17 protein-coding genes are annotated in these 22,008 nt (G+C 69.6%); 12 read left to right on the top strand and 5 right to left on the bottom strand.

Annotated elements, in window-relative coordinates; all coding sequences use genetic code 11:
- Positions 1–17: 17 nt before the first annotated feature.
- Positions 18–1,604 (bottom strand): glycosyltransferase family 4 protein, encoded by a 1,587-nt coding sequence (locus MBA17_RS30355; RefSeq protein ID WP_238500170.1) that lies wholly within the window; start codon positions 1,602–1,604, stop codon positions 18–20.
- Between the two features lie 193 nt (positions 1,605–1,797).
- Here MBA17_RS30355 and wecB point away from each other — a divergent pair, with 193 nt between their 5' ends.
- From wecB to MBA17_RS30330, 5 genes are all read left to right on the top strand, one after another.
- Positions 1,798–2,955, top strand: a complete 1,158-nt coding sequence (wecB, locus tag MBA17_RS30350) for a non-hydrolyzing UDP-N-acetylglucosamine 2-epimerase (protein ID WP_238500169.1) — start codon at positions 1,798–1,800, stop codon at positions 2,953–2,955.
- 68 nt (positions 2,956–3,023) lie between these two features.
- A complete protein-coding gene (locus tag MBA17_RS30345) occupies positions 3,024–5,072 on the top strand; it encodes a glycosyltransferase family protein (RefSeq protein WP_238500168.1) in 2,049 nt (682 codons plus the stop codon).
- Positions 5,073–5,588: 516 nt separating this feature from the next.
- Positions 5,589–6,617 (top strand): radical SAM/SPASM domain-containing protein, encoded by a 1,029-nt coding sequence (locus MBA17_RS30340; RefSeq protein WP_238500167.1) that lies wholly within the window; start codon positions 5,589–5,591, stop codon positions 6,615–6,617.
- 184 nt (positions 6,618–6,801) lie between these two features.
- Complete coding sequence (locus MBA17_RS30335; RefSeq protein WP_238500166.1) at positions 6,802–7,767, top strand: methyltransferase domain-containing protein; 966 nt, start codon at positions 6,802–6,804, stop codon at positions 7,765–7,767.
- Positions 7,768–8,451: 684 nt separating this feature from the next.
- Positions 8,452–10,188 (top strand): hypothetical protein, encoded by a 1,737-nt coding sequence (locus tag MBA17_RS30330; protein WP_238500165.1) that lies wholly within the window; start codon positions 8,452–8,454, stop codon positions 10,186–10,188.
- Between the two features lie 199 nt (positions 10,189–10,387).
- Here the strand turns inward: MBA17_RS30330 and MBA17_RS30325 are convergent, their stop codons facing one another.
- Positions 10,388–11,185, bottom strand: coding sequence for an SDR family NAD(P)-dependent oxidoreductase (locus MBA17_RS30325; protein WP_238500164.1), 798 nt, complete (start codon positions 11,183–11,185; stop codon positions 10,388–10,390).
- A gap of 192 nt (positions 11,186–11,377) precedes the next feature.
- On the opposite strand from MBA17_RS30325, the gene MBA17_RS30320 reads away from it, so the two are divergent.
- Genes MBA17_RS30320 through MBA17_RS30305 form a run of 4 tightly spaced genes read left to right on the top strand, consistent with a single transcriptional unit; the run spans position 11,378 to position 15,063 of the window.
- Positions 11,378–13,738 (top strand): sensor histidine kinase, encoded by a 2,361-nt coding sequence (locus MBA17_RS30320; RefSeq protein ID WP_238500163.1) that lies wholly within the window; start codon positions 11,378–11,380, stop codon positions 13,736–13,738.
- The gene (locus tag MBA17_RS30315; RefSeq protein WP_238500162.1) at positions 13,735–14,139 is read left to right on the top strand and encodes a roadblock/LC7 domain-containing protein; all 405 of its coding nucleotides are present in this window, start codon (positions 13,735–13,737) and stop codon (positions 14,137–14,139) included. The genes MBA17_RS30320 and MBA17_RS30315 overlap by 4 nt, the downstream gene beginning before the upstream one ends.
- Complete coding sequence (locus tag MBA17_RS30310) at positions 14,136–14,507, top strand: DUF742 domain-containing protein (protein WP_238500161.1); 372 nt, start codon at positions 14,136–14,138, stop codon at positions 14,505–14,507. The genes MBA17_RS30315 and MBA17_RS30310 overlap by 4 nt, the downstream gene beginning before the upstream one ends.
- Positions 14,488–15,063 carry a GTP-binding protein gene (locus MBA17_RS30305; RefSeq protein WP_238500160.1) on the top strand — a complete coding sequence of 192 codons (576 nt, stop codon included), beginning with the start codon at positions 14,488–14,490 and terminating at the stop codon, positions 15,061–15,063. Before MBA17_RS30310 ends, MBA17_RS30305 begins: the two co-directional genes overlap by 20 nt.
- Here the strand turns inward: MBA17_RS30305 and MBA17_RS30300 are convergent.
- Complete coding sequence (locus MBA17_RS30300) at positions 15,014–15,688, bottom strand: DUF998 domain-containing protein (RefSeq protein WP_238500159.1); 675 nt, start codon at positions 15,686–15,688, stop codon at positions 15,014–15,016. The genes MBA17_RS30305 and MBA17_RS30300 overlap by 50 nt on opposite strands.
- Before the next feature lie 262 nt (positions 15,689–15,950).
- Between MBA17_RS30300 and MBA17_RS30295 the strand changes: the two genes are divergently transcribed.
- A complete protein-coding gene (locus tag MBA17_RS30295) occupies positions 15,951–17,411 on the top strand; it encodes a BNR repeat-containing protein (RefSeq protein ID WP_238500158.1) in 1,461 nt (486 codons plus the stop codon).
- Between the two features lie 46 nt (positions 17,412–17,457).
- Here MBA17_RS30295 and xylB read toward each other — a convergent pair whose 3' ends face one another.
- A complete protein-coding gene (gene xylB, locus MBA17_RS30290; RefSeq protein ID WP_238500157.1) occupies positions 17,458–18,831 on the bottom strand; it encodes a xylulokinase in 1,374 nt (457 codons plus the stop codon).
- Positions 18,828–19,976, bottom strand: coding sequence for a xylose isomerase (gene xylA / locus MBA17_RS30285; protein ID WP_238500156.1), 1,149 nt, complete (start codon positions 19,974–19,976; stop codon positions 18,828–18,830). The genes xylB and xylA overlap by 4 nt, the downstream gene beginning before the upstream one ends.
- 84 nt (positions 19,977–20,060) lie before the next feature.
- Here xylA and MBA17_RS30280 point away from each other — a divergent pair, with 84 nt between their 5' ends.
- Together MBA17_RS30280 and MBA17_RS30275 are read left to right on the top strand one after the other, a co-directional pair.
- Positions 20,061–21,245: an ROK family protein gene (locus MBA17_RS30280; protein WP_238500155.1), complete on the top strand. Its 1,185-nt coding sequence runs from the start codon at positions 20,061–20,063 to the stop codon at positions 21,243–21,245.
- 304 nt (positions 21,246–21,549) lie between these two features.
- Positions 21,550–21,885 carry a hypothetical protein gene (locus MBA17_RS30275; RefSeq protein WP_238500154.1) on the top strand — a complete coding sequence of 112 codons (336 nt, stop codon included), beginning with the start codon at positions 21,550–21,552 and terminating at the stop codon, positions 21,883–21,885.
- Positions 21,886–22,008: the final 123 nt, after the last annotated feature.

Here is a 22,008-nt window from a genome sequence, read left to right as displayed (position 1 = left end):
GGCACGGATCCGGCGAGTCATCGATTGTCAAGTGAGCGGTAGAGGTCGCGGTACGTCTCCGCCACCCGGCTCCACGTCCGCTTGGCGGCCACCTCCGCCCGGCCCGCCTCACCCATCGCGGTCCGGCGGGCGGGGTCGTCGCCCAGCCCGGCCAGGGCTTTCGCCAGCGCCTCCGGGTCTCCCGGCGGCACCAGCAGCCCCGCGCCGTCGGCGCCGACCAACTCGGAGAGGGCGGGCAGATCGCTCAGCACGACCGGCTTGCCGAGGGCCATCGCCTCGACGGGTTTGAGCGGCGTGACCAGGCGGCAGACCCGGAGATCCTCGCGTGGGCAGACGAAGATGTCGATCGCCGCCTGAGCCTGCAGCGCCTCATCGGGCCCCACCCTGCCGGGCAGGATCGCCGAGGTGAGCCCGAGCGACTCGATCAGTTCCAGCAGCGCGGGACGCTCGGCCCCGTCGCCGACCAGCAGCACCCTGATCTTGGAACCCTGGTCGCGGAGCAGCGCCGCCGCGTTGATCAGGGTCGCGAAGCCCTCGTAGGCCACGATGCTGGAGACCGAGCCCACCACGATCTCGCCGGGGGCGATGCCGTACTGCTCGCGGAACGCCGCTCCGTCGTAATCGGCGGCGAGCAGGGAGTCGTCCACCGCGTTCGGGGCCAGATGGATCTTCTCGCGGGGCACGCCGCGCTCGACGATCTCCACGGCCATCGTCTCCGCCAGCGTCACGACCGCGTCCGCCGAGCGCATCAGGAACGCCTCGCGGTCACGCTGGAGCAGGTGCCGCTCGCTGCCGACCCTGACCGGGTCGCGCGAGGCCCAGGTCTCCTCCAGGAAACCGCGGACCTCGTAGACGAAGGGGGTGCCGGTGCGATCGCGCACGGCCATCGCCACCGAGCCGTTGCGGTGGTCGGTGGCGGCGTGCAGTACCTGCGGGCGCAGGGTCCTGACCAGCTCGGTCACCTCGCCGGCGCCGCGGATCATCCGGCCCTGCGACTCGAAGGGCACCTCGCCCGTGGGCAGCAGCCGGTGATAGGGGATGCCGTCGATCTCCTCGTACGTCCCCGCGTCGGCGTGGCCCTGGAGCATCGGCCAGCCCCAGCTCGTCACCACGTGCGGGTCGAGCCCGGCCACCCGCTGCGCGCTGACGATCCGGTGGGTGCGTACGGTGTAACCCGCCTGGGTGTACGGCAGAGCGTTGGTGACGCAGTGCAGCACCCGGCCCTCGATCCGCTCACCCATGATGACCTTGGGCTTCGGCGGGATCGGGTTCGGCTTGATCGAAGCCAGCTCGCCGACGTAGTACTCGGCCCTGCGCTTGACGAAGGGATACTTCACGTACGGCGCGAGCACGGCGGCGGCCTCGGTCATCCGGCCCTCGTCGAAGTGCGCCTTGGCGACCCGCCACTGCCCCCGCATCATGCGCTGGCCGACTTTGCGGCCGACCAGCCGGAGTTGGCGCCTGACCATCTTGGCCCCGCGGGCAGCGGGCCAGGCCAGGCTCCCCACGGCTGGACGCACCTTCGGGGGAAGGGCGTCCGCCGCCGCGTGCGCGACCCTGAGCGGGTCGGACTTGATGCGGCTGGCGAGGACCCGGGAGACCATCACCGGATGCTGGACGAAGCCCTTTAAGAATCCACGCATACCGGCGCGAGCCGACTGGGGAGAAACCTTCGGGGACTCTGGCCGACTGGCGTCAGATACCACGCGGCGACCGTACCATAGGCAACGTTTGCCCTAACCAAGTATGAGATTCCACCGGCTGCGTAGTCTTATTCGCGCATGAAAGGCGAGGTCAATGACGGACCGTGTCGCTCCCCCCTCCGATGAGGTCCTCGTCCTGCACGTGCTGGGCGCGAGGCCGAACTTCGTGAAGGCGGCCCCCGTCGTGCGCGGCCTCGCCGAGCTCGGCGTCCCCCAGGGCATCGTGCACACCGGCCAGCACTACGACGCGCTGATGTCGGACGTGTTCTTCGCCGACCTCGGCCTGCCCGAGCCGATCGCCAACCTCGGCGTCGGGTCCGGCAGCCACGCCGTGCAGACCGCCGCCCTGCTGACCGGACTCGAGGAGGTGGTGCTCGCCCACCGCCCCGACCTCGTCGTGGTCTACGGCGACGTCAACTCGACCCTCGCCGCCATCCTGGTCTGCGCCAAGCTGCACATCCCGACCGCGCACGTCGAGGCCGGGCTGCGCAGCTTCGACCGGCAGATGCCCGAGGAGGTGAACCGGGTGGTCACCGACGCGCTGGCCGACCTGCTCTTCGCCACCTCGCCCGACGCGCTGTCGCACCTCGCCGCCGAGGGCATCGATCCGGCGAAGGTCCACCTGGTGGGCAACCCGATGATCGACAGCCTGTTCTCCGCGCTGCCGCGGCTCGATCCCGAGCCGGTGCGCCTCCGTCTTGATCTGCCCGAGCGTTACGCCGTCGGCACGCTGCACCGGCCCGCCAACGTGGACGACCCCGCCTCGGCCCGCGAACTCGTCGACGCGGTGCTCGAAGTCAGCCGGCGGATCCACGTCGTGGTGCCGCTGCACCCGCGCGGACGTGACCGGCTCGCCGCCGCCGGGCTGGTCAGCGGCCCGAACCTGTCGATCATCGACCCGCTCGGCTACGTCGACTTCCTCTCCCTGGTGCGCGGCGCCAAGCTCGTGGTCACCGACTCGGGAGGCGTGCAGGAGGAGACGACCATGCTGGCCGTACCCTGCCTGACGCTGCGGCCCAACACCGAGCGGCCGATCACCATCACGCACGGCACCAACCGGCTGGTGACCCCCGCCCTGCTGCCGGCCGCCGCCGACAAGGCCCTGGCCGACGGGGCCACCACGCCCAGCGGCGAGCTTCCCCCGCTCTGGGACGGGGCCTCCGGACCGCGGGTGGCCAAGGTGATCGCCGCCTGGTTGAAGGGGGACAACCTCTCCCCGGCTTCGCAGGCCGTACCCAAGCGAATGGGCTAAATCACCTCTTAAGGTGACGGCTCCCGCCGTAACATGACAGAACCCGCGAGCGATAAGGGCGACGCACCATGGCCGAAACTCCCGAAGAGCCGACGTTCAAGCGGCTCGGTCCGGTGAACTGGCTGCCCGAGGAGCGCAAGCTCATCGAGCGGCACGAAACCGAGATCGAGGAGTTGCGGAGGCGGGCGGAGATCGCCGAAGCCAGGGCCGAGTACGCCGCGTGGGAGCTGGAGGCGCTCCAGACGAAACGGGCGTTCAAGGTCGGCGAGGCGCTCGCGGGGATGGGCCCCGGCAACCTGCTCAAGGCGGCCAAGGCGGCCAGGGCCGAGGAGGAGGAGCCGCCCCCCGCGCCCACCCCGGTCGAAGAAGTGATCGACGCGGTCACCCACCGCGGCCCCCGGGTCGACGTGCCCGCCGCCAAATGGCCCGCGGGACCCGTCGCCCGGCCCGCGCTCAAGGTCGCGGTGATCCTGGACGACTTCTCCCGGATGGCGTTCCGCTACGAGTGGGACCAGATCGAGTTCGGGCTGAAGGACTGGCCGGAGATCTTCGCGGAGCGGCGACCGGAGATCCTGTTCTGCGAGTCGGCCTGGCACGGCAACCAGGGCCGGTGGCGCTACCAGATGACGGGCACCAAGGCGCCCAAGCAGGAACTGCTCGACCTGATCGCCTGGTGCAACGAGGAGGGCATCCCGACGGTCTTCTGGAACAAGGAGGACCCGCCCAACTTCGAGTTCTTCATCGACACGGCCAAGCTGTTCGACCACGTGTACACCTGCGACGGCGACATGGTGCCCCGCTACCGCGAGGTGCTCGGGCACGACCGGGTGGACGTGCTCCAGTTCGCCGCGCAGCCACGGGTGCACAACCCGATCCAGACCCCGAAGGGGCGGCTGCACGACGTCGTCTTCGCCGGGATGTACTTCCGCAACAAGCACCCCGAGCGCCGCGAGCAGATGGAGACCGTGCTCGCCCCGATCCGCGACCTCGGGCTGCACATCTTCGCCCGCAACGGCGAGGTCGACGAGAAGTACGCCTGGCCGGACGAGTACAAGCCGCACATCGTCGGCGAACTGCCGTACGAGCAGATGCTGGCCGCCTACAAGATGTACAAGGTCTTCCTCAACGTGAACTCCGTGCTCGACTCGCCCACCATGTGCGCACGCCGGGTCTTCGAGCTCTCCGCCTGCTCGACCTCGATGGTGACCGGCTGGTCCCGCGCCATCGAGGAGACCTTCGGCAAGCTCATCCCCATCGCCCGCGACCAGCTCGAGTCGTACAACCAGGTGCTGCACCTGATCAACAGCCCCGAGCTGCGCGCCCGCCAGGGGCACCTCGCGATGCGGGAGGTGTTCGACAAACACCTCTTCTCCCACCGGGTCGACCAGATCCTCCGGGCCCTCGGCCGTCCCGTCGCCCAGCGGACCCGCTCCATCTCGGTGGTGCTGCCCACCAACCGGGCCGCCCAGCTCGAACACGCGATCTCCTCGGTCGCCCGCCAGACCCACAAGCCCGTCCAGCTCGTCATGGTCCTGCACGGCCTAGACATCGACCCGCTGGTCGTCGCCGACAAGGCCAGGATGGCGGGCGTCTCCGACGTCGTCGTCCTCCCCGCCGCCCCGGAACTCTCCCTCGGCGCCTGCCTCAACCTCGGCATCGCCGCGGCCGAGGGCGACCTGATCGCCAAGATGGACGACGACAACCTCTACGGCGAGCACTACCTCTCCGACCTGGCCCGCGCCTTCGACTACTCAGACGCCGAACTCGTCGGCAAGGGCGCGCACTACACCTACTTCGAGGGCACCAACACCACGATGCTCCGCCTCCCCGGCCTGGAGCACCGCTACGCCCACCTCGTCCAGGGCGGCACCTTCCTCGGCAACGCCGACATGTTCCGCAGCTACCCGTTCGAGGACGTCACCCGAGGCGAGGACACCCGCATGGTCCGCCGCCTCAAGGAGGAAGGCATCAAGATCTACTCGGCCGACCGCTTCAACTTCGTCTACTGGCGCAGCGGCGACACCGAGATGCACACCTGGCAGGCGGACGACATCAAACTCACCCGCAACGCCCAGTTCTCCTTCGTCGGCCACCCCGACGCCCACGTCCTCATCTGACCCACCACCCCGGGCGAGTGGGCGCCCACGCCCTCATCCGCCCCCGCACGCCCACAGCCCACACGCCCACGCCCACAACCGCAGCCCGCAGCCCGCAGCCCGCAGCCCGCAGCCCAGAACGTACGGCAAGCCACCCCGGCGCCCCGCGCCGCAGGTGGTGGCCGTCCGTGGACCCACGCCACTCCAGCGCTCCAGCCAACCGCCGTAACGCCGTCCCGCCGACCGTCCCCGTTGGTGAACCCCGGCACGTGCCCGCCCTCCGTCCTGGCCCCGGTGCCGTCAGTCGGCGACGGCGGCCCACCGGGCATCCTGCGCGACGACGGCGAGCAGCCTGGGTGCCGACCCCCCGGTCAGGCACGAGGATGCCGGGCGAGCCTCCGCACGCTTCCCCAGAAATCTTTCTCCCATTTCTTTGCGCATTATGATTCGCGAAATCATTCATAATGCACAATGCAAATTCACATACCGCCTTGAGTCTTCAGGAAATTTGCCGACCCTATCTACAACCGCTCCGGCGTGCGCTATGATGCGATGAGAAGCGGCACGTTTATCGATGATTTCACCAGGTCCACAACTCTCCAATATCGCGTTACCGGAGAAAAGGCTGCCATGACTGTGACGATCGTCGACAAACAAGAGAAAGCCGACCTACCTCTTTCAGGCTGGCGACTGGAATTCGAGATAACCGGCAGATGCCAGCTTGCATGTATCCACTGCTACGCAGACTCCGGACCCGCAGGTGACCATGGCACCATGACGGAGGCGAACTGGCGCGAGCTCATCTCCGACGCGCGACGGCTGGGGGTTTCCCAGCTCCAGTTGATCGGCGGCGAACCGACCATGCATCCACGTTTCACGCAACTCCTTCGGCACGCGATCGACAGCGGTCTACCGACAGAGGTATTCAGTAATCTCGTTCAGGTGCGCGATGAGTGGTGGGATCTGTACGCTCACCCGAGCGTCTCGCTGGCGACGAGCTACTACTCCGATCAAGCACCCCAGCACGAGGCCGTGACGGGCCGTCAGGGCAGTCATACCCGCACCCGAATGAATATCATCGAGGCGGTCAGACGAAAGATCCGGCTGCGGGTGGGAATCATCGGTGTAACCGATGGACAGCGAGTGGAACAGTCTCGCGCGGAGCTGGTCAACCTTGGCGTGACCGACATCGGCACAGACTTCGTTCGTGGTGTCGGCCGGGGCAGACGTGCACCGACGGATGCGTCGCAGTTATGTGGCCGTTGTGGGTGCGGCTTGGCGGCAATCTCACCGACTGGGGAGGTTTGGCCATGCGTCCTGTCGCGTTGGATGAGGGCGGGCAATGTTCAGGAACAGCCCCTGGCCGATATTCTGACCGGGCACGCATGGGAGAGGCTCGTCGCAAGAATCCCCGGCCCAGCGGCAGGTGATTGCAGCCCCGATTCACAGGATTGCACGCCCAACGAAAAGCCCTGCAAGCCTCAGCAGGGCGACAGCTCGGACTGTGCCCCAGCGGAGAGGCCGGCGTGCAATCCGAGGTTTTGTCAGCCGGACACGAAGAAGTGAGGACATGGATTGGGAACAGCATGCCGAAAGGCTCGCTGTCCGTGTGAGCCACCCGGGCTCGCGTTGGTACGGGCCGGTAGCGGCCACTCCGCGCCACCTGCTCGTCCCGCGATGGTGGGGAGCCGATCCCGAAAGGGGGGAATGGGGGGCGCTGTATGACGGTCCGTCCGACGTGGAAGCGTGGATGCAGGCGGCGTACGACGACCAGACGTTGATCACCAAAGTCGGGAGCGTTCATGCCGATCACGCCCAGATCGGTGACCATTCTTCCGGGCGTCCAACTTCTTCGTCCACGCTTCCCGGCCTGGTTGTGCGGATGCTACGGCATCTGGAGGTCAACGACGGTGCGACTGTTCTCGATGTCGCCACCGGATCGGGCTACAGCACGGCGCTGTTGTCCCACCGGCTTGGTGAGAGCCAGGTAACCAGCATCGACATTGACCCTTATCTGACAGAGATGGCGTCCGAACGCCTTACTGCTATCGGGCTGCATCCGGAGATCTCCACTTGCGATGCCGGCGGGCCGCTTCCGGGCACGTACGACCGGATCGTTTCGATGGTGTCAGTGCGGCCGATCCCCGCGAGCTGGCTCACCGCGCTGCGACCAGGGGGGCGACTGGTGACCGTGATCAGCAATACCTCCCTGATCATAACGGCGAACAAGACCGAAGACGGCGGTGCTGTCGGAAGAGTCGAATGGGATCGGGCGATGTTCATGCCGACCAGAACGGGCGCCGATTACCCGCCCAGCCGTGACGATTTGCTCGCGGGCCTTCGTGAACAAGACGGCGAACAGATCGCCCTCGGCCGTTACCCCATGGTGAACGTATCGGACGCCTGGGACCTGAGTTCGATGCTCGAAGTAGTCGCCCCCCATATCGAACACCATTATCGCGAGTCCAGCGAAGACGGCAGCCAAACCGCGTGGATGGTGCACTCGGATGGCTCATGGGCCAGGGCCAGCAGCAAATGGGATGAGCTGCCCGTGGTCCATCAAGGCGGGCCGCGACGTCTATGGGACATCCTTGACGACCTCCGGCATTACTGGCTGCGCAACGGCGAACTGCCGATCAGGGGAGCAAAAGTAACGGTCGCGCCCACTGGGGAGATCACCCTGTCCCGCGCCGGGTGGCACGAAACGATCGCTTGATGTTCCGTATTCACGGAATCCCGGAACAAAGGCGAGCCGGGTGCATTGCAGAACGTACGGCAAGCCACCCCGGCGCCCCGCGCCGCAGGTGGTGGCCGTCCGTGGACCCACGCCACTCCAGCGCTCCAACCAACCGCCGTAACGCCGTCCCGCCGACCATCTCCGTTGGTGAAACCCAGCCCGCCTTTGGTCCTGGAGAGTGCCGACCGGAGAGTCATGACGAAGGTCGCGTCCCCGGCCCTTGACGCCGGTTCACCCGAGCGCCGGAGGAATCACCCACCGCGCTCGCATTGCCCGATCTCTAACGCCCTCTGCGGGAATCCGTCTCCCTCGGGTGTCCGGTTCCGGCCCTGGTGAGCAGAGGGGTGGCGGCGTCGCTCACTGGGCAGGCGCTTCACGCGCGGGTCCCAGCACGGCAACGGCCGGCGGGCCAGGCGTCACGTCGCGTGACCACCCACGCTGGAGAGGCGTGTGTCCACGGACGCCGGCCGGCGGCGGCGCGAGGCGCCAAGGTGGCTTGCCGTACATCTTGAGCCCGGACAGTGAAGCCCGGACAGTGAAGCCGGGACAGTGAGCAGGTCGTGGATGGTGCCGTCCATCGAGCGCGCCGGATCCCGCAAAATGTTCCCCTTGTGGCAGCGTGGGCGAAGAGCGTGCCGCCGGGGGGTGAGCACGATCGGCGGCATGACAGATCGGCCGGGCGGACTCGGGGCGGGCCGTGCGATCACGCGCAGGCACTTCCTGGACGGCGTGGCGGTGGCGGCGGGCATCGCAGCACTGCCGCCGGGCGGGACGTCCGGGACGGCAGCGGCGAGGCCCCCGGCCATCTGGCACGGCGACACGCCCGCCGCGCTCAGCGTGCCGCACGCCCTGCGCGACGGCCGGTTCTGGCAGCACGCCGGGCCGTCGCGTCCGACTGGGGAGAGCTACGACCTGGTGGTGGTCGGCGCGGGCTTGGCGGGGATCACCGCCGCCCACCGCCGGCTCGCCCAGGACCCCGCCGCCCGCGTCCTCATCCTGGACAACCACGAGGTCCTGGACCATCACGAGGTCCTGGGCCACCACGAGGCCATGGACAATCACAAGGTCCTGGGCCACCACGAGGTCCTGGGCCACCACGAGGAACTGGGCCACCAGGGTGTCCCGCACGACGGCGGGGCGGGCGAGCGTGGGCTGGACAACCACCACGTCCTCGACGACCACGACGGGCTGGCGGCGCGGGCGCGCTGGCTGTCGATCCACACTCCCGAGGCCCGGGACCTGGTCGACCGGCTCGGCCTGCGGAGCGTCGCCCGCGCCGAACCCACGTACGACAGCGTCCACTGCGACAGGGAGACCTTCGGCACGGACAGGCTGGTACGGCTCATCGGCTCCTGGATTGACCACCTTCCCATCGCGAAGCAGGCCAGAAAGGATCTCGCCAGGCTGTACGACGATCCGCCCGACCGCTTTCCCGGCTTGCCGGACGAGGAGAAGAAGGTGCGGCTGGCCGGGCTGACCTACGCGGCCTACCTAAAGGACGTGTGCCGTGTTCATCCTGATGTGCTGCGGTTCGTCCAGACGATGCCGAGTGGCGAGTGGGCCTGCGGGGCCGACGTGCTCGGCGCGATCGACGCCTGGGGACTCGGGTATCCAGGCTTCGCGGGGCTCGACGACGCGAAGCCGTCCCGGTGGAACATGGCGAGCGTGGCCAGGAGGTGGGAGGCCACGCGGCAGGTCCGCGTCGCCGATCTGGTCCGCGCGATGGCGGGCCCGCTCTCCTTCCGGCTCTCCAGCCCCGTCGTCAGCGTCAGCGAGGACGAGGTCGGCTACTTCGACGGCCACGGCGTCAGCACCATCAGGACCCGCGGCGTCGTCCTCGCATGCGGCGAGATGATGATCCCCTACCTGGTGCCCGGCCTCCCCGAGGAGCAGCAGGAGACGCTCCGCCAGACGATCAGGTTCCCGGTGGTCCAGGCGACCGTGAGGCTGCGGACCCGTACGGCGGGCGTGCGGCGGACCCGGTTCACCGGCGCCTACTGGACGGTCGCCGAGATCAGCCGGAACACCGCGCGGCTGACCCGGGCCTGTGCCGTACCCGGTGTGCCCCCGCGGCTGGCCGCGTCGGCGGGCCGGCGCGAGCTGTTCGGCACGCCGTACGACTTCCTGGAGCACACCGTGCGCGACCAGCTCACCCGCCTGCTGGGGCCAGGCGGGTTCGACGCCGGGCGCGACGTCGAGGAGCTGGTGATCGACCGCTGGGGACACGGGTACGCCAGGGAGTACGGCAGGCCGTGGGACCGCTTCCATCCGGATGGGCCGTCACCCGCGGCGACCGCCTGCCGCAGGTTCGGCCGGATCGCGATCATCGCCCCCGGCTGCCCGGTCGCCGCCGCCTACCGAGCCGTGGACGAGCTCACCCAGGCCACCGCGACCGCGTGACACCGGCCCGCGCGACGGCCGGTCAGCGATTGACCAGGTTGTGTGAGACGTCCCAGAGGCGACGGACCAGAGCGGGGCCGGTCAGCGATTGACCAGGCTGTGTGAGACGTCCCAGAGGCGACGGACCAGAGCGGGGCCGGTCAGCGATTGACCAGGCTGTGTGAGACGTCCCAGAGGCGACGGACCAGAGCGGGGCCGGTCAGCGATTGACCAGGCTGTGTGAGACGTCCCAGAGGCGGCGGGCCAGGGCGGGGTCGGTCATCGACTTGGGGTGGGCGGCGGGGGCGCACTTGGCGAAGTAGCGGCCGGAATGGCGCACGCCGTCGGGGTGGGTGGCGAGGTGGACCATGGTGGCCGCGCCGTTCTCCGGGGTGTCGCCGAGGCCGGGGACGCGGTGGACGAGCTTCATGAAGAGGGTCCCGCCCGCGAATCCCGTCTTGATCACGCCGGGGTGGAAGCAGGTGGCGGCGATGCCGCGCCGGGCCAGTTCGACGGTGAACAGGGCGTTGGCCTGCTTGGAGTCGCCGTACTGCAGCCAGCCGCTCCATCGCCTGCGGTTCCGGTCGAGGTCGTCGGGGTCGAGGCGGCCCGTCTTGCCGGCCTGCGAGGAGGTGGTGACGACCCGGCCGGCGGCGAGGCGGTCGAGCAGCAGGGTGGTAAGGAGGAACGGGGCGAGATGGTTGACTTGCATGATCATTTCGTGCCCGTTGAGGGTGCTGGTCCTGCGTGTCGTCATCACACCGGCGTTGTTGACGAGAACGTCGATCCTGGAGTAGCGATCGCGGATCTCGGCGGCGAGTTTGCGCACGTCGTCAAGATTGGTGTAATCGCAGGTCAACACATGAGGCCTGGGTCCGGACACCGCCAACCGGTCGGCCACCGCGGCGACCCGCGCAGGCGTGCGTCCAACGAGTATCACCTGGTGACCGCGCCGGGAGAGCTCAACCGCCGCCGCCGCGCCGATTCCGGCACCCGCCCCGGTAATCACACTTATCATGACATCCTCCACTGCGCCGAAACCTTAATTGGTGCTAGTCTCCTGTGCGATCTTCCGGAGGTGCATTTACCCGTAAAGGTGATGCGGTGCGAGCCTCCACACACTCAGAGGTTGGGACGAGTGGGCATGGGTTCTAGAAACCGGTCGATTCGGTTCAAGATCTTCTTGTTGCTGCTCTTACCATTGCTGTCGTTGAGCGCACTGTGGGGTTTCGTCCTCAATCTGACGGTTGGAGATGGAGCAGCCCTGCTCAGGGCGGACACGCTATACCAAACCGTCGGTGTCACCTCCACTGACCTGGGCCTGCAACTCCAGGGCGAGCGCGCCCGCTCCGCCATCGCGATCAGCTCCCGCGTGGTCACCAGCGACCTCGGTGTCCAGCGTGACGCGACCGACACGGCGGTGAAGAAGTTCCGCGCGGCGGCGACCAGCGAGCGGGCCGCGAGCTCGGTCACCTCCGAGCTGCGGACACCGCTCGACAACATCTACGCGGCGCTGGACCGGCTGCCGGAGATCAGGTCGGCCATCGACTCGGGTCGCAGTACCCGGCTGGTCGCGCTGTCCGAGTACAACCGGATCCTGGACCTGGTCTTCCGCCTGTACGACCAGCTCGTCGCCCTACCCGACCTGTCGATCTTCCAGCAGGCGACCGCGATGCAGTCGATGGGCAACGCCCGGGAGTTCATCGCCCGGGAGAACGCGCTGATGAGCGGGGCGCTGATCGACCGGCGGATGAGTCCGGAGGAGCACGACGTCTTCTCCGAGTTCGTCTCCACCAGGCGCTTTCTGCACTCGCGCGGCCTGTCGTCACTGGACGCCGAGCTGCGCCGGCCGTACGAGCAGGCTCTGAACTCGCCGAGCTTCAAGCAGTTCGCCGACCTGGAGACCCGGATCATCTCGGCGACCGGGAACGGCGATCTGCCGCCGGACGCCGAGCGCTGGCGGGCCACCGCCGACTCGGTCTCCTCGACCCTCGACGACATCGGCCTCGCCTCCACCAACGTGCTCGCCGAGCGGTCGACCTCGGTCGCGATGGGGATCCTGCTGCGGATCGGCATCGCCGGCGGGCTCGGCCTCATCGCGGTCGTCGCCTCGATCATCCTGTCCATCCGCTTCGGCCGCCGGCTGTCCCGCGAACTGCTCGGCCTGCGCAGGACCGCCACGGAACTCGCCAACACACGGCTGCCGCGGGTCGTCGAGCGGCTGCGGCGCGGCGAGGAGGTCAACGTCGAGGAGGAGGCCCCGCCGATCGCCGCGGGCGGCTCCCGGGAGATCAGGGACGTGGCCAAGGCGTTCAGCTCGGTGCAACGCACGGCGGTCGAGGCGGCCGTCGGGCAGGCCGCCATGCGCAGAGGCGTCGGCCAGGTCTTCCTCAACCTCGCCCGCCGGAAGCAGAGCCTGCTGCACCGCCAGCTCACGCTCCTGGACGGCATGCAGCGCAAGACCAACGACCCGGCCGACCTTGAGGACCTGTTCAGGCTCGACCATCTCACCACCCGGATGCGGCGGCACGCGGAAGGTCTGATCATCCTGTCGGGGGCGGTGCCCGGCCGTGCCTGGCGCAAGCCCGTGCCCGTGGTGGACATCCTGCGCGCCGCGGTCGCCGAGGTCGAGGACTACACCCGGGTGGCCGTGCTCCCGGCGCCGAACGCGGCCCTGGACGGCGCGGCCGTCGCCGACGTCACCCACCTGATCGCCGAGCTGATCGAGAACGCCACCGTCTTCTCGCCGCCGCAGACCACGGTGAACATCCGCGGCGACCTGGTGGCGAACGGGTTCGCGATCGAGGTGGAGGACCGCGGCCTCGGGCTGATGCCCGAGGAGTACGCCGCGATCAACGACCGGCTGGCCAATCCGCCGGAGTTCGACCTGGCGGACAGCGACCGGCTCGGCCTCTTCGTGGTCGGCCAGCTCGCCATCCGGCACGGCATCCACGTGATGCTGCGGGCCTCGCCGTACGGGGGGACGACCGCGATCGTCCTCATTCCGCGCCCGCTGGTGGCCGAGTCGGACGTGCCGGGCCTGATCGTGCCCGCCGCGCCACGTCCGATCGCCGCCGCGCCCCGCAAGTCCGAGCGGCGGCGGGAGCGCAGGCAGCGCAGGGCGGAGCCGGTGCCGGCGACGCCCGTCCCGGAACCGCTGTCCGCCGGGCGGCCGGAGCCGGGCGACCTGTTCACGCCGGGGGCGCCGCCGGCGGAGACCCCGCCGTCGGCGGTGCGCCCGGCCGAAGATCAGTCCGAAGCTCCTTCGGAAGTGCAGCAAATCCCGGAGCCCCTGCCCCGTAGGGGAAGCGGACCGTTTACCGTGGTGGGCGACGCGTCTGAGCGGAGCAAGGTCAGCGGCACCCACGCCGGCCTTCCACGCCGCGTGCGGCAGGCGAACCTGGCGCCGCAGCTCAGGGAGGCGAAGGAGGAGGAGGCGGAACCCGAAGCCACCGATCGCTCCCCCGACGAGGCTCGCGCGATCTTCACTGCCTTCCAGCAGGGGAGTCGCCGTGGCCGTGAGGATGCAGATTTCGCACACCAGACGAACGGCGACAAGAGGGAAGAATGACCGCGCATCCGAGCAACACTGGCGAATTGAACTGGCTGCTTGACGACCTGACCACCAGGGTGGCCGCGGTTCGCCAGGCGGTCATCCTGTCCACCGACGGTCTCGCGGTCGGCTTCTCCAACGGGTTGAGCCGCGAGGACGCCGAGCATCTGGCCGCCGTCGCGGCCGGCTTCCAGAGCCTCGCGCGCGGCGCCGGCCGTCACTTCGGCGGCGGCGAGGTCCGGCAGACGATCGTCGAGATGGAGGCGGCGTTCCTGTTCGTCACCGCCGCCGGGCAGGGCACCTGCCTGGCCGTGCTGAGTGACGCGCAGGCCGATGTCGGCCATGTCGCCTACGAGATGGCCATGCTCGTCAAGCGGGTGGGCCAGCACATCTCCACCGCACCGCGTGCCGTCTCATGAGCGATCACCAGTGGCTGGATGACGAGGCCGGGCCGGTGGTCCGGCCATATGCGTTGATCCGTGGACGTACCAGGTCCTCCGGTGACACCATGGACCTGATCGCGATGATCACGGCGACGGGCGCGCGGCCCTCTGCCTCGGCCGCCCTCGGTCCGGAGCAGGAGCGCATCCTGCGCCTGACCAAGCGTGCCGCCTCGGTCGCCGACGTGGCCTCCGATCTGGACCTCCCACTCGGGGTGGTCCGGGTGCTCCTCGGTGATCTGCAGGACCAGGGTCTCATCAGCGTCCGTCAGCCCGCCGCCAACGCGACCCCCCGTGCCGACGAGCGTGTTCTCAAGGAAGTGATCAATGGACTTCGGGCCCTCTGACGAACCCGTCGCGCTGAAGATCCTGGTTGCAGGTGGTTTCGGCGTGGGCAAGACCACCCTCGTCGGCGCGGTCAGCGAGATCCGGCCGCTGCGCACCGAGGAGGTCCTGTCAGACCTGGGCATCGGCGTCGACGACACCGACGGCGTCGAGCGCAAGACCACCACCACGGTCGCGATGGACTTCGGCAGGATCACCATCAGGGAGGGCCTGGTCGTCTACCTGTTCGGCACGCCGGGCCAGGAGCGGTTCTGGTTCATGTGGGATGAGTTGTCACACGGGGCGCTCGGCGCGGTCGTGCTCGCCGACACCCGGCGGCTCACCGACTGCTTCCCCTCGATCGACTACTTCGAGGAGCGCGGCACGCCGTTCATCGTGGCCGTCAACTGCTTCGACAACTCCCCGGTCTACCAGCCGGAGGACGTCAGGGTGGCCCTCGACCTCGACCCCGACGTGCCGGTGCTCAACTGCGACGTACGGCGGCGCGGCTCGGCCAAGTCCGTGCTGATCACACTCGTGGAACACGCGCTGAAGAAGCTGATGGCCAGCCAATACTGATCCGGCGGAGCGCCCCGGCGCCCACCGGCCAGGCCAACTGCGCCAGCCGTACGGCCAGCACTCCGAGCAGCGCCACCTCGACGCCCAGCAGGGCCCACTCGACCAGGCCGATCAGCGTCCCATCGCCGGGCAGGGCCGCGTAGGTGATCGCCAGCAGGCCGAAACCGCCGGCCAGGGCCAGCCACTCGACCGGCCTGGCGACGGCTCGCCACCGCTCATCGGCGGCGAGCCGGGAGACCAGCAACCCGGCCGCCGCCGGCAGGGCCACGAGCGCCGCGACCGAGAGGAATCGGTGGATCTGTGCCATGGTCGCGTTCAGCTCGACCGGCACGATCGCCGCCAGCAGCAGCGCCCCGCTCCACGTCATCATCAGCCGCTCCGGCGCCCCCCGCACCGGCGCCCCCGCCGCCCGTAGCCCTGCCACCAGCGCCACCGCTGCCGACCCGAGAACGATCATCGCGAACTCCGTGGCGCCCCCGACCTCGGCCACGGCGTACTGACTGATCGTCAGGCTCAGCGCGTCGAGGTGCTGATCGGTTCCGACCAGCCCCACGATCACGGCGACGACCCCTGTCACGATCCCCGAACACGCGATCAGCGGGTAGAGCCATCTCAGGTGCGGCATGGTCAAAGCATCCCGTCGGCCCCCCTGCCCGGACATCCGGCGATATCCCTGACCTACCCCTGATCCGACCCTTAGACGCCGGGCACGCCGCCGGCCGGTGGTGTGTAACGTTCACCGCGGAGCCGCATCCGGCCGGTCGTCATCGCAGGTCGCCATCGCAGGTCGCCATCCGTCGCGAAGATTGTCCTGGACCCTCGGTCGGATGCCCGCCTACCATTCCCCTGGCCGACCCCTGCGGCCCGGCGACGGGATGGAGAGAGTCATGACCGATTCGTCCTATCCATCAGGGCTGACCCGCAGGCACGTCCTCGGTGCGGGAGCTCTGGCCACGGTGTCCGTCTCGGCGTCCGTCTCGATGGGCGCGACCGCCGGGGCCGCCCACGCGGCGGCCGGCCCGGTCGTCACCCAGATCGGCGACAGCACCCTGGACGCCGCCGCGCTCTACTTCGTGTCCTACGACGGGCTGGTCAACACCGAGTCGTTCCAGCTCAACGGCATCCTCACGGAGGCCGGACACCAGTACGCGGCGTGGTACACGGCGAACCGGAGCGCGGTGATCGCCCGCCGTGCCCTGCCCGCCGGACCGTGGCAGACGCTCACCCTCCCGCACCAGCTCAGCGTGAACGACTCCCACAACGTCATCTCACTGGGCGTCTCCCCCGCCGACGGGCGGCTGCACGTGGCGATGGACACCCACAACAACGCGATCTGGTACGCCAAGTCGGTAGCCGGGCTGACCGCGAACCCCGCCGCCTTCCCGTGGACGGCCGACCGGTTCGGCGCGATCCAGCGAACCCTCGACGGGATCTCCCTGGGTTCCATCACCTACCCCCAGTTCGTGGTCACCCCGACCGGCAGGCTGCAACTCAGCTATCGGACGGGAGGCTCGGGCAACGGCACCAACGAGCTGGCCGAGTACCACGCGGGGACCTGGAGCAAACTGGGCAGATGGTCGAGCGCCACGGGCTCCTACACCGCCGGCGGCACGACCAGCACCACCCGCAACATGTACGTCCACGGCCTGACCTACGCCCCCGGCGGCCGGCTGCACGTCGCCTTCACCTGGCGTGAGGGCAACTCCGGCGTGCTGTGCCACTCCGGCGGCCTGGCCAACCACGACACCGGTTACGTCTACAGCGACGACCAGGGACGCACCTGGCGCAACGGCGCCGGAACGCAGGTCGGCGCCGCCGGCGGCACCCCGGTGTCGATCACCTCCCCCGGCCTGGTCGTCGACCCGCTGTCCGTCGACCACGCCCTGATGAACCAGGAGAGCCAGGCCGTCGACTCGGCCGGCCGCCCGCACGTGATCATCAGCTACGTCCCCGGCCGCTTCACCCAGTGCGTCTCGTCGTACGCCGCCCAGCGCAGGCAGTACGGCCGGGCCTTCCACGTGCACCGCGACGCGGCCGGCGCCTGGCACAAGATGGAGATCCCGGTGGCGCTGAACTCCACCGGCCGTTCCCGGATCGTCTTCGACGCCGCCGACAACGCCTACGTGGTCCTGCCGTACGCCCGGATCGTCGCGGCGAGCGCGGCCAGCGCCTGGACCGACTGGACCACGCTCTACGACGGAACCACCGCCCTGAACGCGTTCGGCGAGGTCGTCGTCGACTATCCGCGAGTGTCCGCCCAGCGGGTGCTGTCGATCATGTACCAGCGGAAGTCCACCGGCACCACGCCCTCGGCCCTGCGCGTCGTCGACTTCCGCCTCGGCTCCTGAGGTCTCGGCTCCCGAGGCTTCGGCCCCTAGACCTCGGCCCTGAGAGTCACGCCAGGACGCGCGCCCTGGCGTACCGGTCGCGGAGTTCCGGGGTCGCGGGCGCCTCGTAGTGACTCGTGGCGCCGCTCTCCCAGCCCGGCGGTTCAGGGGTGCCCGCGAGCAGCCAGGCGGCCTGGCGGGCCGCGCCGTCCGCGACGTACTCCCCCGGCTCCGGCACCACGACCGGACGCCCGAAGACCGTGGGCGCGATCTGGCGTACGGCCTCGGAACGCGCGCCGCCGCCGATCAGCAGGACCCGCTCCGGCGTCAGGCCGAGCGCGTCGAGGGCGTCGGCGAGATGGCAGAGGAGCCCTTCGACGGCCGCCCTGGCCAGGTGTGCGGGCGTGGCGGTGCTCAGGGTGAGACCGTGCAGCGAGCCGGTGGCGTCGGGCAGGTTGGGCGTGCGCTCCCCCTCCAGATAGGGCACCAGGGTGAGGCCGCCGGCTCCCGGCGGAGCCTGCATGGCCAGCGCGCCCAGGTCGTCGAGGCTCACGTCGAGCATCCTGGCGGCCGCGTCGAGCACCCGGGCGGCATTGAGCGTGCAGGCCAGCGGCAGGAACCGGCCCGTCGCGTCGGCGAACCCGGCCACCAGCCCGCTCGGGTCGGCGCTGGGCGTGCCGGCGACCGCGAAGGCGGTGCCCGAAGTGCCGATCGAGACCACGACGTCGCCCGGCCGTGCCCCGACGCCGAGCGCCGCCGCCATGTTGTCGCCGGTGCCCGGCGCCAGCCTGATCGCCCCGCGCGCCCCCGCCTGGTCCGTCGGGGACAGTACCCGGGGCAGGATCGGCGTCGCCCCGAACGCCTTCTCCAGCAGGTCCGTACGGTAGGCGCCGGTGACCGGTGACCAGTAACCCGTTCCCGAGGCGTCGCCACGGTCGGTGGTGAGCGCGCCGAGCCCGGCGGCGCCGGCGAGCTTCCAGGTGAGCCAGTCGTGCGGCAGGCACACCGCCGCGGTACGGCGGGCGTTGCCGGGCTCGTGGGTGACCAGCCAGCGGAGCTTGGTGATCGTGAACGACGCGACCGGCACGCTGCCGACCGCCTCCGCCCACACCGCCGGCCCGCCCAGCTCCGTCACGAGGTCGTCGGCGGCGCCCGCCGAACGGGTGTCGTTCCACAGCAGCGCCGGCCTGACCACTTCGCCGTGCTCGTCGAGGCAGACCATGCCGTGCTGCTGGGCGGCGACGCTCAGCGCGGCCACGTCGCCGAGGCCGCCGGCCTGCTCGATCGCCTCGCAGAGCGCCGCCCACCACGCGTCCGGATGCACCTCGGTACCGTCCGGATGCGCGGCGCGCCCCTCCCGGACCAGGTCGCCGGTCTCGGCGTCCCTGATCACCACCTTGCAGCTCTGGGTGGAGGAGTCGACCCCCGCGACGAGGCTCACCTGACGCCGAGCAGGTGCTCGATGGCGAGCTGGTTGAGCCGGGTGAAGTGGAAGCCGCGCTCCGCCAGCTTGTCCACGTCGAAGTCCTCGCGTTCGAGGTCGGCCAGGGTCTCGCCGGGCGCCAGGGTGGGCTCGGCCAGCTCGCCGACGCGGGAGTTGACGAGCGCCTCCCGCACCTCGGGGTCGGCGCGGAACGCCTTCGACTTCTCCTTCAGGATCAGGTAGGTGCGCATGTTGGCGGCGGCGGAGTCCCACACGTCGGAGGCGTCCTCGGTGCGCAGCGGCTTGTAGTCGAAGTGCCGGGGGCCGTCGTAGCCGCCGTTCTCCAGGAGGTCCACGAGGAAGAAGGCGCTCTTCACGTCGCCGTGGCCGAAGATGAAGTCCTGGTCGTACTTCGGGCCGTGCTGGCCGTTGAGGTCGATGTGGAAGAGCTTGCCGTGCCAGAGCGCCTGGGCGATGCCGTGCACGAAGTTGAGCCCGGCCATCTGCTCGTGGCCGACCTCGGGGTTGAGGCCGACCCGGTCGGCGTGCTCCAGCTCGTTGATGAACGCCAGCGCGTGGCCCACGGTCGGCAGCAGGATGTCGCCGCGCGGCTCGTTCGGCTTCGGCTCGATGGCGAACCTGATGTCGTAGCCCTTGTCGATGACATACGACCCGAGCAGGTCCATCGCCTCCTTGTAACGGCTGAGCGCGGCCCTGATGTCCTTGGCCGCGTCGCTCTCCGCGCCCTCACGTCCGCCCCAGCACACGTAGGTGGTCGCGCCCAGCTCGGCGGCGAGGTCGAGGTTGCGCATCACCTTGCGGATGGCGTATCGCCGCACGTCACGGTCGTTGCTGGTGAACGCGCCGTCCTTGAAGACGGGGTGGGTGAACAGGTTGGTGGTCGCCATCGGGACCTTCAGCCCGGTGCCGGCCAGGGCCCGCTTGAAGGCGTCCACCGCGCGGTCGCGATCGGGCTCCACCGCGAGAAGATCGTCGTCATGGAAGGTGACGCCGTAGGCGCCGAGCTCGGCGAGCCGGTGCACGCTCTCGACCGGGTCCAGCGGTGCGCGGCTGGCGTCGCCGAACGGGTCACGCGCCTGCCAGCCGACCGTCCACAGGCCGAAGGTGAAACGATCTTCCGGCTTGGGGGTGAAGGCGTCCATGGGTACCGTCCTCTGATTTAGTCTACGTTATGGACTTAATATCTGACCTCGGCGAGGATCGGTCAAGAGGGGAAGCTGATTTGGATGGACCAGCCCGTGCGGCACGACTCCATGCGCGCCCGCAACCTCGCGCTCGTCCTCGGTGAGGTCAGCCGGGGCGGCCCGCTGACCCGCGCGGCACTCGCCGAGGCCACCGGGCTGACCAAGACCACCGTGTCCAAACTGGTCGGCGACCTGCTCGACGCGAGAATGGTGACCGAGGCCGCCGCCGTCCGTGACGGTGAACGCGGCCGTCCCGGCGTGGCGGTCAGCCTGAGCGGCGACCATCTGGGCGCGCTGGGGCTGGAGATCAACGTCGACTATCTCTCCGTCTGTGTGATGGATCTCACCCGGTCCGTACGGCTCCGCCGTACACAGGCTGTGGATAACCGCTACTCGATATCCACAGACGTGGCCCGTAAGCTGCGGAAACTTGCCCTAGAGGCTGTGGACGAAGCCGGGCTGACCATCGGCGGCGCCGTGCTCGCCGTACCCGGGCCGGTGGATCCCGCCCGTGGTCTCCTGCACGGCGCGCCCAACCTCGGCTGGCGCGACATTCGTCCCGCCGAGTTGCTCGACCTCCCGGTGCCGGTGGCCGTCGACAACGAGGCCAACCTCGCCGCGCTGGGCGAGCTGTGGTTCGGCTCCGGTGCGCCCGACTTCCTCTACGTCTCCGGCGAGATCGGCATCGGCGCGGGCCTCGTGTTCGGCGGCGCCCTCTTCCGGGGGACCCGGGGGTTCGCGGGCGAACTCGGCCACGTCGTCGTCGACCCCGGCGGCCCGCCCTGCCGCTGCGGCGGGCAAGGCTGCCTGGAACGCTACGCCGGCCAGGACGCCCTCCTCCAGGCCGCCGGCCTGCTTCCCTTCGGGACGGATGCCGAGCCTGTCGGCGGCCGGGGGCCCGCCGGGATCGCCACGCTGGTGGAGCGACTGCGGGCCGGGGACGGCCGGGCGCTCGACGCGTGCGAACAGGCCGGCCGGGCGCTGGGCGTCGCGCTGATCTCGGCCGTCAACCTGCTGGACCCGGGCACGATCGTGCTCGGCGGCGTCTTCGCGCCCCTCTTCCCCTGGCTGTCCGGCCCGGCCGCACGCTCCCTCAGCCGGATCGGACACGCCGCCCCCCGCCTGGAGGTCTCCGCCGTCGGCCCCGACGCCGCCTCCCTGGGCGCCGCCGCCCAGGTGATCGAACAGATGATCGCCAACCCCGCGACCCACCTGTCCCGCGCCTGACACCTGACCCGCCCCCGTTCGTACGGCAAGCCACCTTGGCGCCAACCGCCGCAGGTGGCGACGGCCCGCGGGTCCATGGCACTCGGGTGCGGATGGCTGGTCGCCGTTACCACCGGGTGCCCGAAAGCGGCCGTTCGCACCTCCGCGAAGGCCGGAGCCGGCCACCTCACGCGCGGCCGTACCGACCGCAGCCCCAGCCGGTCCGCACCAGGGCCGTCCACGAGTAGCCCAACGGACCCGTGAACCAAAGGGGTCGACGCATTAGTCTGATTCCTGGACGACTCGGACGGAGGCGCGGACGCAGATGAGCGAAACCGATCCGCACATCCATGTCGAGCGGAAGGCGCTGCAGGCCGGCGCCGACTACCGCAATGCGATCGTGTCGTCGTTGGGCCTCGTGCCCGACGCACCGAGTGTCGTCACCACCGGTTGCGGACTCCAGGCGCCCTATGCGATGACCTCGCCTCGTCCGGAGAGCGTCACCTGCCTCGCCTGCCGGGAACACGCTCATCGAGAGCACCTGCGCTTCGCCGACCAGGTGGAGCGCCTGAGCCGGATGCCTGGCACCCCCATCACCGGCGACCAGGCGGCCAAGGCCGTGGAATGGGCCCGGGACCGCGCGAAGAGGTTCTCCGGCTAGTGTCCTGCGTCTAAAATTCGTCGGCTAAGTCTAGAGTGGAATTTATGGCGCGGACGGGACGACCAAAGACTCCGGTGACGCTTTCTGCCGATGAGCGGGCCACCCTGGAACGCTGGGCGCGAA

The organism is Dolomitihabitans soli (assembly GCF_022213955.1).
GTDB classification, from domain to species: Bacteria; Actinomycetota; Actinomycetes; order Streptosporangiales; family Streptosporangiaceae; genus Streptosporangium_A; species Streptosporangium_A soli.
The sequence above is the reverse complement of the archived record's forward strand: the minus strand, read 5'-3'. Positions and strand labels throughout refer to the sequence as shown.